The organism is Solibacillus sp. FSL W7-1464 (assembly GCF_038004425.1).
Classification (GTDB): Bacteria; Bacillota; Bacilli; order Bacillales_A; family Planococcaceae; genus Solibacillus.
On sequence record NZ_JBBORC010000001.1, the window covers coordinates 2,075,951 to 2,094,519 of the forward strand.

17 protein-coding genes are annotated in these 18,569 nt (G+C 39.4%); 2 read left to right on the forward strand and 15 right to left on the reverse strand.

Features of this window, described 5'->3' with window-relative positions; all coding sequences use genetic code 11:
- Positions 1–459: 459 nt before the first annotated feature.
- From cbpA to MKZ25_RS10165, 5 genes are all read right to left on the reverse strand, one after another.
- The gene (gene cbpA, locus MKZ25_RS10145) at positions 460–1,101 is read right to left on the reverse strand and encodes a cyclic di-AMP binding protein CbpA (protein WP_340801369.1); all 642 of its coding nucleotides are present in this window, start codon (positions 1,099–1,101) and stop codon (positions 460–462) included.
- Between the two features lie 93 nt (positions 1,102–1,194).
- Positions 1,195–2,529: a dehydrogenase gene (locus MKZ25_RS10150; protein WP_340801370.1), complete on the reverse strand. Its 1,335-nt coding sequence runs from the start codon at positions 2,527–2,529 to the stop codon at positions 1,195–1,197.
- A 12-nt stretch (positions 2,530–2,541) separates the two neighbouring features.
- The gene (locus MKZ25_RS10155; protein WP_340801371.1) at positions 2,542–3,165 is read right to left on the reverse strand and encodes a serine protease; all 624 of its coding nucleotides are present in this window, start codon (positions 3,163–3,165) and stop codon (positions 2,542–2,544) included.
- Positions 3,166–3,287: 122 nt separating this feature from the next.
- Positions 3,288–4,475: an NAD(P)/FAD-dependent oxidoreductase gene (locus tag MKZ25_RS10160; RefSeq protein WP_340801372.1), complete on the reverse strand. Its 1,188-nt coding sequence runs from the start codon at positions 4,473–4,475 to the stop codon at positions 3,288–3,290.
- A 35-nt stretch (positions 4,476–4,510) separates the two neighbouring features.
- Positions 4,511–4,939, reverse strand: coding sequence for a DUF1641 domain-containing protein (locus MKZ25_RS10165; RefSeq protein WP_251687634.1), 429 nt, complete (start codon positions 4,937–4,939; stop codon positions 4,511–4,513).
- A gap of 450 nt (positions 4,940–5,389) precedes the next feature.
- On the opposite strand from MKZ25_RS10165, the gene MKZ25_RS10170 reads away from it, so the two are divergent.
- On the forward strand, positions 5,390–6,190 hold the full coding sequence (locus tag MKZ25_RS10170; RefSeq protein ID WP_340801373.1) for a M15 family metallopeptidase: 801 nt from the start codon (positions 5,390–5,392) through the stop codon (positions 6,188–6,190).
- 70 nt (positions 6,191–6,260) lie between these two features.
- On the opposite strand, the gene rarD is transcribed toward MKZ25_RS10170, so the two are convergent.
- The 3 genes from rarD to MKZ25_RS10185 form a co-directional block, all read right to left on the reverse strand.
- The gene (gene rarD, locus MKZ25_RS10175; RefSeq protein WP_340801374.1) at positions 6,261–7,187 is read right to left on the reverse strand and encodes an EamA family transporter RarD; all 927 of its coding nucleotides are present in this window, start codon (positions 7,185–7,187) and stop codon (positions 6,261–6,263) included.
- Between the two features lie 86 nt (positions 7,188–7,273).
- Positions 7,274–9,040 carry an ABC transporter ATP-binding protein gene (locus MKZ25_RS10180; RefSeq protein ID WP_340801375.1) on the reverse strand — a complete coding sequence of 589 codons (1,767 nt, stop codon included), beginning with the start codon at positions 9,038–9,040 and terminating at the stop codon, positions 7,274–7,276.
- Positions 9,030–10,793: an ABC transporter ATP-binding protein gene (locus MKZ25_RS10185; RefSeq protein ID WP_340801376.1), complete on the reverse strand. Its 1,764-nt coding sequence runs from the start codon at positions 10,791–10,793 to the stop codon at positions 9,030–9,032. The genes MKZ25_RS10180 and MKZ25_RS10185 overlap by 11 nt, the downstream gene beginning before the upstream one ends.
- A gap of 446 nt (positions 10,794–11,239) precedes the next feature.
- Between MKZ25_RS10185 and MKZ25_RS10190 the strand changes: the two genes are divergently transcribed.
- A complete protein-coding gene (locus MKZ25_RS10190) occupies positions 11,240–11,818 on the forward strand; it encodes a copper resistance CopC family protein (protein ID WP_340801377.1) in 579 nt (192 codons plus the stop codon).
- Between the two features lie 62 nt (positions 11,819–11,880).
- Here the strand turns inward: MKZ25_RS10190 and MKZ25_RS10195 are convergent, their stop codons facing one another.
- The 7 genes from MKZ25_RS10195 to MKZ25_RS10225 all read right to left on the reverse strand — a co-directional run bounded on the left by MKZ25_RS10195 (position 11,881) and on the right by MKZ25_RS10225 (position 18,404).
- Entirely contained in the window at positions 11,881–12,615 is a 735-nt protein-coding gene (locus MKZ25_RS10195; protein WP_340801378.1) for a glucose 1-dehydrogenase, read from the reverse strand.
- A gap of 75 nt (positions 12,616–12,690) precedes the next feature.
- Complete coding sequence (locus tag MKZ25_RS10200; RefSeq protein WP_340801380.1) at positions 12,691–13,323, reverse strand: TetR/AcrR family transcriptional regulator; 633 nt, start codon at positions 13,321–13,323, stop codon at positions 12,691–12,693.
- A gap of 124 nt (positions 13,324–13,447) precedes the next feature.
- Positions 13,448–13,636 carry a hypothetical protein gene (locus tag MKZ25_RS10205; protein ID WP_008403793.1) on the reverse strand — a complete coding sequence of 63 codons (189 nt, stop codon included), beginning with the start codon at positions 13,634–13,636 and terminating at the stop codon, positions 13,448–13,450.
- 15 nt (positions 13,637–13,651) lie between these two features.
- Entirely contained in the window at positions 13,652–14,848 is a 1,197-nt protein-coding gene (locus tag MKZ25_RS10210; RefSeq protein ID WP_340801381.1) for a class I SAM-dependent rRNA methyltransferase, read from the reverse strand.
- A 180-nt stretch (positions 14,849–15,028) separates the two neighbouring features.
- Entirely contained in the window at positions 15,029–16,024 is a 996-nt protein-coding gene (gene bioB / locus MKZ25_RS10215; RefSeq protein ID WP_340801382.1) for a biotin synthase BioB, read from the reverse strand.
- A 252-nt stretch (positions 16,025–16,276) separates the two neighbouring features.
- On the reverse strand, positions 16,277–17,509 hold the full coding sequence (locus MKZ25_RS10220) for an ABC transporter permease (protein WP_340801383.1): 1,233 nt from the start codon (positions 17,507–17,509) through the stop codon (positions 16,277–16,279).
- A complete protein-coding gene (locus tag MKZ25_RS10225) occupies positions 17,502–18,404 on the reverse strand; it encodes an ABC transporter ATP-binding protein (protein ID WP_340801384.1) in 903 nt (300 codons plus the stop codon). The genes MKZ25_RS10220 and MKZ25_RS10225 overlap by 8 nt, the downstream gene beginning before the upstream one ends.
- Between the last annotated feature and the right edge of the window lie 165 nt (positions 18,405–18,569).

An 18,569-nucleotide genomic window follows, 5' to 3' on the forward strand; every position in this document is an offset into this window, starting at 1 on the left:
CGGGGCAGGCTTTCCGAGCGGCGTGGCTCCAACTAACTTTCGATGCCTCTGATGAGGGCATCAAAAGTGGATTTTCCGCGCACGCTTAATCGCCAAGGAGTCCGCCCCTGCGCTCCGTACAACTCGCTGAAGCAAGTGTGTCCGTGACTCACCCTTCGCTACTTTGGTATAAAGTAACTTCTATAAAAATAGCATTTCTTTTTAACGGAACGGAACGCTACCCACAAACACACCCGAGCATTTCCGCACACCACCGCCTCGCGTTAGCGCAAGCGGCTGTCTTTTATGCACTTTACCCTATTACGAAATCAATACTTTACGATTGGCGCGCCAATCAAACAAGACAAACTTGATTCGAAATCGAAGGCCCAAGTTTTAGTGATGAGCCAAAACATAGTATGAAATTTATTGTTTCGCATTAAAAAAGCGATTCGCTCTACTGAACGAAACGCTTTATAATTAAAAATTTTCTTTATCAAATACTTCTAAATCAATAATGCGGGCACCTTGTTTTAAAATAGCGGCTTCCAGCTCATCCACTGTCGATTGTTTCGCACCTTGTGCCAGTGTAATAATTACTCGGCGCAAATAGGTTGTGTCATCATCAAGCGAGAACACACAGTGCAGTGGCCAAACCTTTTTCACTGCCGTCAGAACTCTGATTAAAATCCCGTCCGTGTCCGGTAATGCAATGGTAATGGCACAGCTTCCTGTACGGTAGCCCCACGCTTCTTCCAATAGCTCAAATACTTTAGAATGAGGTAAAATGCCTGCAAAGTTCCCTTTTGTGTCAACAACCGCCAAATAAGGCAATTGTTTAATTGAATGGAAAACTTCAAAAAATGAACTGTTTTCGTGGACGAATGCATCCGCTTCTTCAGCCAGTGCTTTAACCGGTGCTTTCGTATCGCCTTCTTTTAATTTATATTCGAGTAGTTCCACTTTATAAATATTTCCGACGAACTTTTCACCAGCTGCATCCAATACCGGGATACATCTGTAGCCGTTGTCATTTAACTGGCCGAGCACGTCTTTGATAGGGTCCGTCTCTTTTACATAACTTACATCTTTTTTCTTTACATATCTTTGTTTCACTAACATGGCATTACCTCCTTGATGTACTACTCTTATTTTAAAGCTAGTCATTCAAATACGAAAGTAATTTTTAGAATATTTCGTATTTTACAGTTATTTCTATTTGTAGATTTCATAATAAATATATGCGTACGCTAAATCGAGGCACTTTTGGTAGCTTGGTAAATTATTCTCTTTATTATTTACCGATGCAAAATAGATGGCCTCCAGTACGCTGTTGTTTTTCGGGTAATGCTCGCGGACTTTATAGAAAACATTTGCGCACAGTGTATCGGTACACGTTTCCGACAGCTGAATTATATAACCGATCGTCGACTCATCAAGGCGCGTACTCGTGATGATGAACTCTTTCATCTCTTTCATCATTTCTTCATTGATTAAATGGATAATCTCATTTAATTTCCCTTTTTCAGTCGCCACCACTTTACAATCAACTAGCACGAGGGTATATCCTGAATCTTTTACGGAATTTAATAAATATGTACCCGCGAGCTGAAACTGCTGTAATGGTGATATAAAACTTTTATCCAATTCATATTCGTTGGTCACAGAGGTTTTAATATATTTTTCCATATAGCGTTTATCTGTTTCAATTTTGCGGTAAAAACGGGACTGGTACTGCTCCATCTTTTTTAAGAGGGTTTCTTCGTTTATCAGCATATAGGACCGGGTAATATACTTATAGCATTCTTGCACCAGATCTTTATGGCTATTCGCTTTCATGCAAAGCAATAACACTTCATGCAATACTTCTATTGCACATTCATACTGTTCATTTTTGAAAAGTATTTTCCCCCTTAGTACACGGACATGCAAATCGATACGTGAAAACTTTTCGAACGGATATTCCTTAAAATACTCATTAAATAACTTTTCCGCATACTGTACTTTCCCGAGTTGCAGGGACAATTCAATATGGGTTATAAAACGGACGAGCATGAACCGATGATCTTCATGATTCCCCATCTTCAAAAAGACTGCTGGTAATTTACTGATTTCCCAAAAAATATCTTTCGGTAATTCATCCATTTGTGTTGCATAATAGTTATTCATCGCAATTGACAGCAATGAGTAATTTTCATCTTCCAATGCTAAACTGCTCGCAAGACGGTAATATTTCTTCGCTTGTTCAAAATCAATACTGAAATAATAGCAATGCCCAATTACCAAATAAAGAGTAGATAGACATTCTCTAAGATTTTCTTTGAAATGCTGTTCTTTGTCCAATAATAATCGCAAAATCTTTATATTGCTATTGGCTAAAATAAAAGGTTCACTATCAAATCGAAGAAAAGCATTCACCTTTTCAATATTTCCCTCTGCTACTAATGTTTCTAACATTGCTATATATGCCTTATAGTGTGCATCGATCGATGAAAATGTTTGTGAACGGAAATGGTTAAGCTGCAATGCCTTTAGTTGCTTCCCCATCATTATATGCACCTCCTACTTTTTCAACGATAACGGTTCGTACAGTTCTCGTTTAATAATTGAATACTGGTCCATAAATCGGATGACTTTTTGTTGGCAATCATTATATTTTACTGGGTTATCTTCAAGATGTTGCCGCAGCCTTTTAATAATTATGGTCTCGATCTGGACGAGTTTCCTAGGATAATGTTCGTATTCATAGAAACGGTCATTAAATAATTGCTTCGAGCTGTTTTCAAACTTCATATATAAATCATATTGATCTTCAGGTAACATGCCAAGCACTTCACGCAAATAATCTAAATACAGGTTGATGGTCATGACTGAAGCCATGAGAGCATTTGTAAACGACCCAACCGTTACTTTTTTCAGTCGTTTCAATTTCGGACTGATTAATACTTCATTCAAAATGAAATTTCGAAGCAGAAAGATGAGCGCATGTTCGGAATTGATGACCGGTTCTTCCTCAAAATAAAAGTACATCCAAACATCTTTCACACTGTATCTTGCGAAAGATAAATGGGCGAAATCATGGCGGATTAAATGGAAAAAATAATCAAAATGTTCGAGTTGTTTAAATTGTTCCATCTGCTGTTCTTTTAGTATAAATAATGAATTTGATGTATCAAAATCTTTCATTCTCACACCTCTTCCACGACCTTTACTACCATTATAATAGTTTTTTGTTAAATTTTGTTGTTTTTTGCAAAAATAAAAAGACATACCCGAAAGAAAGTGACTTTCGGGTATGCCTTAACTAATTAATATGCTAGTCCAAATAACGCTTTAATATGAGTCATATAGCGGATATTTGAAGCTTCTTTCATTAATGAAGCAGGTAAACCTACTAATTGAGTATTGTTAGCTCCAACTGTAGCAATACCGTCTTTGCGACCTAAAGAACCTAATGTACCTGAGTTAGTAAATTTGAATTCTTTTAAGTCAGCACCTTTAATTTGTGCAAAAATATTGTATCCTGCAATTTCACCTTGCTGCCATGCTACTTGAGCAGTTGGCGCGTAAGTTGGACGGTCACCCGGGTTTGGAATATGTGCAGATGCATCACCAATTACAAATACTTCAGGATGTGAAGTCGATTGCAGGAAGTCATTGATTGTTGCTTTACCGCGATCTGCAGCTAAACCTGATTCACCTACTAATGGAAGCGGAGCAACTCCACCTGTCCATACTAAGGTATTTGCAACGATTGGCTCACGGTCTTTTAATTGAATCACATTGCCTTCAACGCCAGTTACAGGTGTTGATGTGATGAATTCAACACCACGCTTCGATAAAGACTCTGTTGCACGCTCGATTAAGTTTTCCGGGAATACCGGCAAGATTTTTGGACCTGCTTCAACTAGTTTGATTTTAAGGTCTTCAAATTTTACACCGTACTTCGCCGCAACTTTAGGGAAATGGTCTACGATTTCACCAACAAGCTCAACGCCTGTTAAACCGCCACCGCCGATAACGATTGTCGCATCTGCTTCGTCTTTAGTTGTTGCATATGCTTTAATGCGTGCTTCGATATGCTCGCGGATTGCATTTGCTTCATCAACCGATTTTAATACGAAAGAGTTCTCCTCTAAGCCTGGGATTCCGAAGAAACCTGTTTGACTGCCTAAAGCAACAACTAATGTATCGTATTGTAATGTTTTGCCGTTTGAAAGTGCTACATTTTTGCTTTCTACGTCAAATCTGTTTACTTTTGCGATTTCCAAGTTGATGTCCAAACCTTTGAAAATCTTTTCAAGTGGCAATGAGACAGCACCTTCAGCAATTGTACCACCAGCTAAACGGTGTAATTCAGTAATGATTTGATGTGTCGGGAATTGGTTTACAACTGTAATACGCGCTTCATCTTTATTTAAATATTTACGAGCTGTTTGTGCTGCTAAAACACCAGCAAATCCAGCACCTAAAATAACGATTTCTTTAGTTACCATATTAAAAATCCTCCAATAAAATTAGATTGTACAAACTATTTCATTTGTTTGCGTTCAGATGCTACTTGTAAAAATGCATTAGCAAAACGTAATGCCCCTTGAACTTGCGGGTCTTTTAACATTTTTAATAAGCCGAATACGCCTACTGTTTCATTGTTAACTTCAGCACGGTCTTTTGCTTCGATCGCTGTTTGTGCCAATGATTTTGCAGTACCAACGACTGGGCTGGCCATTTCTGTTACAGCAGCAACTGTATCATTTTTCAATGTTTCGTCTGTTGCAACACTCGTCGCGAAATCATAAGCTTTTGTTAATAATGTAGTCATCTCAGCCAATTTCGGTAAGTTATCTACTAAAGTAGTTAATGAAGCTTGTACCTCTGGCTTAAGTAACTGGTCTAATACATCTAATTGCTCTTGTGTAACAGCCATTTTTTCTACCTGCTGATTATTCATTTCTGACATAATAACTCTCCTTTGCCATCACTTAATATTATTTTTTTCGAAAATTTCATACCGATTGTAAAAATTTTCACATACCATTCAATAAGCAACGATAGCACAAAGATTCGTTTGTTACAATTAGAAAACGGAAATAAACGACCGAAAAACTTAATTCAAGAATATTCTGTAATTTTATTATTTAAAATAATTTTATTTTTATGTATTTAGCGTATTATTGTGTATTTTATAATAAAAATTCCCCTTCATTATTTTTAATATTTAAAGTATTGAAACAGTTGTTTCTTTTCATTATTAAAGGTTCATTAAGTATTTAAATCAGGGAATTAAAATTCGTTACTAGTAAAAAGTGATTCCCCCCATTATGATTCATAGTTCTTCGGAATATCTCCACAATTTAACCTTCAATACTTCGTTTTATTTGCTATGCTTAAATTGAAGGAGCGTTATTTAATGAAAAAGATTATTTTTATACTTATTTTTGCCGTTAGTGGCTTTCAATTTTTTACGACCGAGCAGGTTGGTGCTCCCGACTTGCCCCAACAGATTTCACTGGCATCGTATTCTGTTTCAAACGGGGATCTTGTCCTTGTTAACCGGGATATCGCATTACAGGGTGAACCTGACCATTTAGCCACTATTCCCTATGACATTGCTAAAAACGTAGTCGTCAATTCAGAGTATTTTCTTGAAGAACAGGCTATTTCACCGCTCAAGCAATTATTCGATGCTGCAGCGGATGATGGAATCGAACATTTCATCATCAATAGTGCCTATCGCAGCGGTAAACTTCAGGAACAGCTTTACGAACAATATGGTGCTGATTATTCGCTGCCCCCAGGCTATAGTGAACATCAGACTGGCTTATCGATTGATATCGGTTCGACTGTCGGCAAAATGGAAAATGTTGAGGAAGGAAAATGGATGGAAGAACATGCAGCGGAGTTTGGCTACATCCTACGCTATCCAAAAGACAAAGTCGACATTACCGGGATCGAGTATGAACCTTGGCATTTCCGTTACATAGGCTTGCCCCATAGCGTTTTGATGAAACAGCATGACTTTGTGTTCGAGGAATATATTGCCTATCTTAAAGAGAAGCAATTTTACAAAATGAAATTAAATGATACAACTTATTTCGTGCATTATACCGGCAACAAAAGATCTGTTAATACGCTTGAATCAAAGAATATTATGGTATCGGGTGACAATGTAGGCGGGTATATAATTACTTCCATATTGGAGGAAATTTGATAGGTTTTTGATAATGATAATTAAAACGACCATTTGCATATGCAAAAAGGTCGTTTTTTTTGAACTTTTATTAAACTTTAACTTCATTTTCTTTATTATAAGTAGCATGCTGTTTTCTCGCTTCGAGCACTTTGGATGCCGAAAAGATGAATACTGCCAGCCAAATACATATGAAAGTGATGAACTCTGTCAGTGTAAACGGCTCATTGTATAAAAAGATGCCGAGCATTAAGGTGATCGTCGGTGACAAAAATTGAATGAAACCCATTAAATAGAACGGTATTTTTTGCGCACTTTTCGCAAATAGGACAAGTGGCAAGGCCGTCACGATCCCACCGCCCATCAATAGTAGATTCGTTTTCCAGTCCACCTGCATAAAAGCAATTTCCGATGTGTTCATTAAATAAATGTAAACCCCTACGGCAATCGGTAAAACGAACAATGTTTCGATCGCGAGTCCGCGTGTCGCATCGAGCGGAATCTGCTTTTTAATGACCCCGTAAAAAGCAAAAGTCAGCGCCAGCGCAAGTGATACCCAAGGAATCGTTCCGCCTAATACTGCCTGATACCCTACCCCGATGGCCGCAATGATGACTGCTATTGCAGTAGCACGGGAAATTTTCTCTTTGAAAAAGATCATCCCGAACAATACGGATATAAGCGGATTAATATAGTAACCTAAACTTGTCTGAAGTATATGGCCATTGTTAACTGCCCAAATAAAAATTCCCCAGTTAAGCGAAATAATTACCGAGGCAATGAACAGTAAAAAAAACTGTTTCTTATTTTTCCATAGCATTTTTGTATCTGCTATCATCTGTTTGTACTGACGGATCAGCAACACAAACACGACGGTGAATACAAAGGACCAAATGACACGCCCCACTAATATTTCCACACTGCCGACGTGCTGCATTTGTTTCCAGTAGAGGGGTATAACCCCCCACATTAAATAGGCGCCGATTGCTAAAAAGACGCCCTTCTTTAGTTCTGACATTGGTGCACCTTCTAATTTTTGATACTCTCATTATAGATGTCCATATTTGAGAAGTAAATAATTGTAGCTTCATAGCAACTTTTAAATTATTCCACTATACCATTTTGCAGTAAGTACATTTTATGATACAGCCCTTTTTGTGCGATAAGCTGCTGGTGTGTACCGCGTTCGACCATTTCCCCTTTATGCAGCACGAGTATTTGCTCGGCATCCTGGATTGTTGATAGTCTGTGGGCGATCGCAATTGTCGTGCGGCCTTTACGCATTTTTTCCAATGACTGTTGGATGCCCACTTCTGTTTCAGTATCAATCGATGCTGTTGCTTCATCGAGCACAAGAATTTTCGGGTTTGTCGCAATTGTCCGCGCAAAAGCCACCAGTTGACGCTGCCCGCTTGAAAACGTCGAACCACGCTCTGTCACACGGCTCTCGTAACCATCCGGAAGCGATTCAATGAAATCATTTGCCTGCACAAACTCGGCCGCTTCCTTTACCTTCTGTAATGTAAGTTTTTCATTATACAGTCGGATATTGGAATCAATCGTTCCGTAAAACAGGAACGGGTCTTGCAGCACGAGCCCCATTTTTTCACGTAGCTCCTGCTGTCCGTAATCTTTGATCGACTGGCCGTCAATTAAAATTTCACCGCGCTTAAACTCATAGAAGCGCATTAGAAGATTGATAATGGAACTCTTTCCGCTGCCGGTATGCCCGACTAACGCGACCGTTTCCCCAGGGTTGACCGTGAACGAAATATTTTTCAGTACATCCTGCTTGCCGTCATAGCTGAACGACACAATTTTAAATTCGATATGACCTTTTGAAACTTGCACCGGCTTATTTTGCTGTGCCGGCTCGAGCTCCTCATTATCGAGCAGCTCAAATACACGGGAAGCCGCTACAATCGCCTGCTGGAACAGTGCCAGACGTTCCATTACTTGATTGATCGGGTCAAAGAAACGGTTCATATATGTAATGAACGCATAGACAACCCCGACTTCCACGGCTGTTTCAAATGATGTCCATCCGAAGTAGAACAGTAAAATAACGATCGCTGTAAAGTACACCAGATCAATAATCGGACGAAGCAGAAGACTGTTCATTTTCGTATTGGCCATCATTGACTGGAAATGCTCTTCATTGACACGGTCAAACTCATCATTAAAACGCGGTTCTTGACGGAATGCCTGCACGATGCTCATTCCTGATAATGTTTCGGAAAGTTTTGCATTCAGCTCACTCAATTTTTCCCGCATGCGCATATATACGACCGAACTCATTTTGCGGTATAGCCAAATGATATACAGAATGACCGGCAGCAATAGCAGCATGTAAAAGGCCAGCTTTGCATTCAGGAAAAACATCGCAAAATACACACCGACAATTAAAAACGCCGCCTGTACAAAGCTGATGAGCACCGACACGAACATATCTTTAATCGCTTCCGTATCATTCGTAGCTCTGGAGACGATTGAACCTGCCGGAACCTGGTCAAAATAACGCATGCCCAACCGGTGGATTTTTGAAAACACATCAATCCGCAGCTGCTGAATGACTTTCAGGGCAAGCTCCTGGAATTTTAAATTTTGATAATATGTGATAACAACATTCAGCAACTGAATAATAAAGTACCCGACACCCAGCGTCACGATTGGGGTCATATCAAAATTGCCGATCATTAAATGGTCGTCGATATAGACTTTGATCAAATACGGACCGATAATATCGCCGAGAACGGTTAAAACAAGAAGTAACAGTGCAATGGCCAATATTTTTTTATGCGGCTTTAAATACGTAAAAAGACGCATTAATACGAGGCGCTGTTCTTTACTGGAAATCGTCTCATTCGCCATCGTGGTCACCCCCTTGTTCCACTAACTGCTCAAGCTGCTGTAACTGGTACATTTCATAATAGCTGCCTTCCAGTGCCATCAACTGTTCATGTGTACCTTTTTCAATAATCGTTCCTTCATCAACAACGATAATGACATGTGCCTGCTGAATTGCGCTCAGACGATGTGATGTAATAATCGTTGTCGCATTTTTCCGCTCTTCTTTCAATGCGTGTAAAATGGCTTCTTCGGTACGCGCATCAACCGCGGATAAAGAATCATCCAAAATGAGCAGTTCAGGTTTCATCAGTAATGCCCTGGCGATGGAAATCCGCTGTTTCTGTCCGCCTGAAAGGGATACTCCCCGTTCCCCGACAATCGTGTCATAGCCTTCTGTAAAGCTCAAAATGTCTTCATCAATATTCGCAAGGGCTGCAGCTGCACGAACTTCCTCCATGCTTGCACGTGGATTGGCAAAGGCAATATTGGAATAAAGTGTTGCCGAGAATAAAAAATGATCTTGAGGTACATAACCAATTGCCTGACGCAGCGATCCTTTCTTATAATCATTAATATTGTGTTCACCAAATTGAATTGTTCCTTCATATCCTTCAAACTCACGAAGGAGCAGCTTTAAAATCGATGTCTTCCCCGCACCTGTTTTCCCGACGATTCCCAATGTTTCGCCGCGTTTCAGCTCAAAATGCACATCGTTTAAAGTCGGTGCCGCATCCCCTGGGAATGTAAATGAAGTGACGTTGAACAAAAGATCACCCGAAGGATTTTCTTCAATTGCGCCAACCTTGTCATCAATTTCAATCGGGGTATTTAAAATGCGTTCAATCCGGTCATACGAAACACTTCCACGTTCGACAATATTGAACAGCATCCCAATTGCCAGCATCGGCCAGATCAGAATACTTAAATACGTCGTGAAAGTGACCAGATCACCGACAGTCATCGCTTCTTCCAAAATAAATTTCGTGCCGAATCCAAGACTCAGCATAAAACTCAACCCGACAACAAAGCTGATCGTCGGGTCAAAAAGTGAATCGACTTTTGCTACGCGCATATTTTTTTCCACAACTTCATCGGAAAGCTTCGTAAAATCCGCAACGTCCTGCTGCTGCTGACCAAACGTTTTCAATACTTTCATCCCGCTGATACTTTCCTGAGTTTTATCGTTCAAATCGGAAAACGCCGCTTGGGCATGGCGGAAACGCTCATGCAGTAACTTGCCGTAATAGCTCGTCGATAGGGCGACTAGCGGCATCGGAATGAGTGCAATCAGTGTTAGACGCCAGTCAATTGTGATCGCCATTGCCAAAATGACAAAGCCCCCAGTTGTAAGCGAGTCAAATAATGTTAAAACTCCGCCGCCAGCTGTTTGCTGCACTGCACTTATATCATTTGTTGCATGTGCCATCAGATCACCGACACGATTTTTTTGATAAAACGACGGAGACATCTGTGTAAAATGGCGATGGAGCTTTTCGCGTAATGTGCGCGCCAGCAGATTGGACGATCCGAAAATCATTTGACGCCAGTAGTAACGCAGTATGTACATGGCAATGGCTACACCGATGATGACGGCTAGCCATTTAAACAGGCCTGCTTTCGTCAATGTCCGCGTACCGATTTCATCGATCGTGAAGCCGATGATTTTCGGCGGCACGAGCTGCAGGATGGCTACTAAAACAAGCATTAGAAGCCCGACTGTGTACTGGTATTTTCGCTCTTTGAAAAACCAGCCTAATTTAAGAAATACCTTCATTCTCTCACCCTCTTTTGATTCCTTTACAAATGGTGGGGTTGATTTCCATTCCGGGTCGGACGCTTTCCGCGGGCACGGCTCGAGCCTGTAGTCTCTCCCTCGTGCTATTCCCGCAGGAGTCGCCTCCCCTCCATTCCAATCAACTTTACTGTCATCAGTATGCCATCTCACTATTTATAAAGAACCTCTTTTTTTACTCAAGTTCCACCATTTTACCAAATATTTTAATTTTCCGATATATTTTACAACTATTTTTTTCGGGTTCCGAATTATTTTTTGATTAAAATTTTTTGTTAATTGTAGAACGGTTTTGCATTTCTATTTTCGCTTTCAATATTTCTGTCTCTTTTTGTCCATACTAAATTTACTATTCCATTTACTGCAGATTTTTTTATTTTTTGCAGCCATGGGAACTGCTAAATGACTATCGAAAGGAAGTTTTTTCATTGAGGAAACAATTATTGTTATCGTTTGTTGCTGCATTTTTATTATTTGTACCGGGAGCAATCGCACATACACACTTAGTATCAACAAATCCTGCAGAAGGTGAGACTGTTAGCGAAAATATTAAAACGATTGATTTAACGTTTGAAGGAAAGGTTGAAGAAGGCAGTATATTTAAAGTGATAGCAAGCGATGGAAAGGAAATGGACATTCATTCGATTTCTATAAATAATGGAGTCCTATCCGGGATTATGCTTGATCCTCTTCCAAATGACACTTATACAGTTGAGTGGGATAGTATTAGCGAGGATGGGCATCCGTTATCAGGGACATTTTCATTTGCAGTAAACGCCCCACGGGAGACAAAGAAGGAAGAGGATACCGCAGCTGATACAACGGAAAAAATTACAGATGATGTGAATTCACTTGTCGATACATTAAAAGATGAAACGAATTCCGATGAGGATGATGAAGGCTCATTTTGGACGCTTGTTGTTGTCATCACGCTGATTGTTCTTGTACTGGCGGTTATAACGATGTACAGCTACAAGAGATGGTTAGTTAAGAAAACAAAAAAATAAAAACTAATGAAAACTGCACTCTCACTGTATAAAATTACGGTCAGAGTGCAGTTATTTTAAATTTACTGTGCTGTAATTCCGCCATCCACTACAAACTCTGCACCTGTTGAATAGCTTGACTCGTCCGATGCTAGGAAGACCACTAATTGAGATACTTCTTCCGGTTGTGATACGCGTTTGAGCGGGATATGCTTTGCAAATTCTTCGATCGCAGCTTTTGCATCTTCCTGCATAATCATTGGTGTTGCAATAACACCCGGGTGTACTGAGTTTACACGAATGCCCATCGGCGCCAAGTTTAATGCCGCTGCTTTTGTCATGCCACGAACAGCAAATTTAGTATCTGTATAACCTACAGCACCCCCAACTAAGCCATTGATTGACGAAATGTTGACGATTGAACCGCCACCAGCTTTCATCATTGAAGCCGCTACTGCTTTCATACCTAAGAAAACAGAAACTTGGTTAATATTGACGATTTTCATGTATTCATCTAAAGTCATTTCCAGCATATTTTTAGCCATTGAAATTCCTGCATTGTTTACTAAAACGTTAACAGGGCCAAATGCTTCTTCTGCTTTTGTGATAACAGCTGTCCAATCTTCCTCAGAAGCAACATTTTGTTTTATGAAGATTGCGTTCTCTCCTAATTGTGCAGCAAATGCTTTCCCTTTTTCTTCATTTAGATCTGTTAAAACTACTTTTGCTCCTTGTTCTACAAAAGCTTTTGCATGGGCAGCACCCATACCTTGAGCGGCACCAGTAATAATTGCAACTTTACCTGTTAATCGAGACATCAAATCATCCTCCTAAAAATATGATAGTTAACTATCACTATCTTAATTTAACAATAGCAATGTTTCACCGGTGCGTCAATTTTTAGTAGCTATGAATTGTAAAAACATCTCTCTAATCAGCTTTAACTGCTTTTTAGGATCTAATTTCACAGGTAAATTAGGATCATGCTCGGTCAAATAGGATTCTACAGTAAAGTAACTTATATTTTGTACAACTGTAAACACATACTCCGGAATATCAATACCAGCTCGGATTGATTGGTCTTCCTTTCCTTTTTCTGCAATAGAATACAAGACATTGGCCATTTCTCTTCTAATATCTAGAAATTCCTTGTACTCGTAGGTCTCTTCAGATATCGGTTTATAAGCTTCGAACGCTTTAAAAAACTTTACGAATTGGTGCTCCGGATCATCGATTAACTCAATATAATAAGTTAATATCCGTTCAATTTGTTCGTATGCGGTCATTGGTTCATTTGCAATGTGCTTGATTGTATTTGTCATTTCTCTCGTTATTTCATTGTTGATTGCTAAAACGAGCAATTCTTTATTGGCAAAATAGCGATAAAATGTGGCAATACCAATCCCTACTTCATTGGCAACGTCCTGTAACTGAACTTGCTGAATGCCGTTTGCCAACATTAAAGATTTAGCTGACTGAACGATCTGTTCCCTGCGCTGTTGTTTTCTTTGTTCTCTAATACTCAATGGTTTTCCCCTCGATTTTACATATTATAGCTGTATTGTATCATGATTATGTACCAGTAATTTAATGGTCATCCTCAAAAAAATACACCGCAACAATTGTTACAATCGTTGCGGTGTGTCTGTATTAGCGTAAACGTTCCAAATCCTGATAATCTTTCATATAGGGACCATCTTCTGCCACTGCTGAATGGTACAGCGCTTTAACGGCAAAGTTTTTTTCAAGTCCCATTTCCGATTTCAGTTTTTTCAGTTCGTCATGCAATTCGCGATGCTCATTGATAAGTTTCAGCATCGTTGTTTTATTGTATTTCATATAATATCACTCCGATTAGTTCATCACTTGGATGATGACTACTTTTAAATAATTGAATTCCGGGAAGTTATGCGGCACCGTGAAATCTTCCGGCAACTGGTGCTCTTCTAAGATTTTATAGCGTGCTCCAAAATCTTTAAATGCTTTGTCGATGAAAGTTTTGAACTTTTTCATATTAAAGCTCGCATTATTTGTCGATGCGATAATAACGCCACCGTCATTCGTAATCGTTAACGCATCCTTCAGCAGTTTCGGATAATCTTTTGATGTACTGAACGTCATTTTTTTCGTACGGGCAAAGCTTGGCGGATCCAGTACAACGACATCGAATTTCAGGCCTTTGCGTGCTGCATAGCTGAAGTAATCAAATACGTTCATCACTTTAATATCTTGTGATTCAAAGTCTATTCCATTCACACTGAATTGCTCAATTGTTTTCGGCAGGCTGCGCTTTGCCAGATCGACACTAGTCGTACCCGATGCTCCGCCTAATGCTGCCGCAACCGAAAATGCCCCTGTGTATGAGAATGTATTCAGTACCGTCTTATCTGTCGAATAGCGGTCACGCAGTGCTTTACGTACATTACGCTGATCAAGGAAAATTCCTGTCATCGCCCCATCATTCAGATCAACCGCAAAATTCATGCCGTTTTCCTGTACAATCAGCGGGAATTCACCCTTTTCACCAGATACATAATCGTCCTGGTCAATATACTGACCATTTGTATTAAAGCGCAGTTTTTCATAGATCCCGCGCGTATTCACTGCCGCATGCAATGCTTCATATATGTCATTACGGAATGAATAAATCCCTTCACTGTACCAGCTCACCATATAAAAACCGTTAAAGAAGTCAATTGTCAAACCGCCTATACCGTCACCTTCACCGTTAAATACACGGAAAGCACTTGTATCATCCGATGCAAAAAAATCTGCGCGTTTTTCAGCAGCTTCACGGATTTTTTTCGTAAAGAACTTCACATCGATCAGTTCTTTTTCTTTACGAGTCAGCACCCAGCCAATTCCTTTATTTTGAATACCATAATAGCCTGTCGCAATATAGCCACCGCTTTTATCGACTAAATGAAGCAAACTGCCTTCTTCAATCGATGCTTCCGGCATTACAACCGAATCTTGTAAAATAAGTGGATTGCCATTCGTTAAATCCTTAATCGCTTTACTATCTACTTGTAGTTCTGTTTTTTTTCTCATGCTTTCATCCTTACTACCGTTTTTCGTTCAAAAAAAGAGAGACTTGTTTTTAATACAAATCTCTCCGTACAATATCAGTTTACTACGAAAGCTTGCGAATAGCTACTCGCATGTTGAGTTGTCACTTACTAGTATTGTTCCTGTCTATTTAATTTTGTTGAAAGAACACTTCCCTACTGCTTAATTTTGGAGCGCTGCTTGTCTCTCGTTCACTTCAACCTCAAAGCCTAAATCTCTGATTAATGCATAATCCGCATTTTCCTCCTGACCTTCTGTAGTTAAATAATCACCTACAAAGATACTATTTGCCGCAAACAATCCAAGTGGCTGTAATGAGCCCAAGTTGATTTCACGCCCTCCCGCGATCCTTATTTCCTTTGTTGGATTAATGTAACGGAATAAGGCGAGTACTTTTAAGCAATAGCGGGGATCCAGCTCCTTTGTACCTTCCAGTTTTGTACCGTCAATTGCATTTAAAAAGTTGATCGGAATGGAGTCTGCATCCAGTGCATGAAGTGCATAGGCAATATCGACAACATCCTGTTTTGTTTCACGCATTCCAATAATGGCCCCCGAGCAAGGTGACATCCCATATTTTTTAGAAATTTCAACCGTATTGACCCGATCTTTATATGTATGTGAAGTTGTAATATAATCGTGATGCTTTTCGGATGTATTCAAATTATGATTATAGCGATCGACTCCCGCTGTTTTTAATTGTTCTGCCTGTTCATCTTTCAGCAGCCCTAAACAAGCGCATACTTTTAATCCGTATTTTTCTTTAATTTCCTGGACCGCTTCACTTACAACCTTTACATCTTTACGTGTCGGTCCGCGTCCACTTGCAACAATACAAAACGTTCCAATTTGATTTTCAAACGCTTTTTTAGCTCCAGCAATAATTTCTTCTTTTGTTATAAACGGATATTTTTCGATTGGTGCTGTAGAAATTGACGATTGTGAGCAGTAGCCGCAATTTTCAGGACAATAGCCACTTTTTGCATTCATAATCATATTCAATTTTACTTTTTTACCGTAGTAATGTTTTCGAATGATGAAGGCTCCTTGCATTAATAGCAGCAATTCATCATCGGGTGCATGTACAATTGCTAACGCTTCTTCATTTGTAAGTATTTTTCCTTGTAGAACTTCTTCAGCTAATTGAACCCAATTCATTATTCCTTCCCCCTATTGATCAGTCAAATTTTTAACTGATTCACTTTTATTACATCCGCATTTTTGTTAACCTTAAATTTTATTAGGTTAACGTAAATATAAAGGAATCACCTTTTTACGTCAACTATATTTTTATTTTAGTTAACTTATATTACGTTAAATATGTTGAGCTTATTAGGGGAAGGCATGAAAAAACTCCCCATTAAGTCGAACAGGTTTTCCGTTCGCATAATGAGGAGCACATTTTAAAAATTATGTTGTTACTTTAAATACCGTTTTCATTTTTTCAATAATACCGCCTGATGAATACGTCAGTACACTGCGTTTGTAGAATGACAGACTCATGAAGTACAGCACCAGGACTGTTCCAACTAGAATAGCGAGGCTAATGATTGGTTCAATGGCATTCATATCCGTTGCACCTATACGCATCGGCATCACCATACCTGATGTAAACGGAATGTACGAGAATACTTTGATCAGCATTGTATCCGGGTTGCCCATACCTGTCAGCATGACATAGAATCCAACAAGTGTCAGCATCATTGCCGGCATCATTACTTGCCCTGCCTCTTCTACTTTTGATACAAGCGAACCGAATAATGCGCCGATAATTAAATACATGAAGATCGTTAAGAATAAGAAACCGATAATATAAAGGAAGTAGCTCATTGACAGTGAATCAAGCAAATCGGTCACAATTGACCATTTGTTTCCGCCATCTGAAAAGCGAAGCAGTAAAATAAGTCCGCCGAACAGAACGACAAATTGTGTAAGTGCGACTAAAAATACACCAACAATTTTCGAACGGAAATGTACTTCAGGCTTCACGCTCACTAATAACATTTCCAGTGCACGCGATCCTTTTTCCGAAGCAACATCTGTTGTAATCATTGATAAATACGATGCGACAAAAATATAAATGATAATTCCAATCGCATAGGAAACCCACACACCTGCCATTTTTTCTTCAGCGGATTTACCGTCATTCGCCGCTTCATTGAGAGAATTTAATGTGATAACCGGCTCTGACGACAATAATAGCTGTTGCTGTTCTGGTGATAATTCCATTTGACTCATCGCATACAGCTGACCTGCCTGACTTAGCGCACTTTGGAAATCTTGCTGGTCATTCAACGGAAGCGGATCGTATGATTCAATTTTCGCCGCTAGTTTGCCTTCTGCATCCGATAAGGTAAAGGCGGCATAATAATCGCCGTCCTTCAATTTATCCGAGATATCCCCCGAATCAACATATACATATTCCACATCATCTGTATCCTGCAGCACTTGCGCGATATCAAATTCCGTTTCGTTTACAACGGCAATTGTATCGGCATCCCCCGAGAAAATGAGGTCTTTGATTTCAGACCAGAACATAAACCCGCTTAGCACTGCTAAATAAAGCAAAGTAGTTAAAATAAAGGATTTCGAAGTAATTTTTTGTTTATATAATTTTTTAATGAGTACTTTAAATTTAGACAAGGCCGGCACCTACTTTCTCTTTGAAGATTTCATGCAGCGATAAATAATCCAGACTGAATTTTTCGATGTAATTGCCGTTTGATAGCAGCTCAAAAATTTCAGGTGCATATCTTTCATCTTCAAGTGTCAGGACTGCCTGCGAATCCCTTTCCATTTTGACATGATTCACACCTGGATACTTGCTCAATACTTCAAAAGATTTGTCGGTACGTACAGTCAGCTTTGTTTTGCCATACTGTTTTTTCAGATCAAGCAGCGAGCCTGAAAACAGGGATTCACCGCGTTTTAGCAAGCATAAATGGTCACACAGCTCTTCGACGTTATCCATTTGATGACTGGAGAATAATATGGTCATTCCCTGGTCACGCAAATGCATAATCGCGTTTTTTAATAACTCCATATTAACCGGGTCCAGTCCGCTAAACGGTTCATCCAGAATTAAAAAGGCCGGTTTGTGGATAAAGCTGGCGATTAATTGAACCTTTTGCTTATTCCCTTTTGACAAAGTCTCGGCTTTCACATGTCGCTTTTCTTCCAGATCAAAGCGCTCGATCCAGAAGTCGATATCCTTTTTCAGCTCGCCTTTATCCATACCATGCAGCTCCCCGAAAAAGTACAGCTGCTCTTCGACTTTCATTTGCGGGAAAATACCGCGCTCTTCCGGTAAATAACCTAAAAAATCACGGCTCACCGATTTGATCGGCTGCCCATCCCACGTTATTATACCTTCTGTCGTATCCTGTAAATCCAGTATCATTCGGAATGTAGTCGTTTTACCTGCACCATTTTGCCCGATCAAACCGAATATTTCACCTTTTTCAATTGTAAAGTTCAATCGATTTACTGCTACGAAATCCCGATAGCGTTTCGTCACATCTTTCAGTTGTAACACCATGAGCTTACCTCCTGTTTATAAGAACTAGCGAATTCCATTATATAGTAATTATTCCAATTATAATATAAGTATCAATTTATGTAATGAAAATGCATATTAAAATACTAAACAATTTCTTTCGCCACTATGTTTATGTACGAACGAGAAGAGGAAAAGATTCATTAC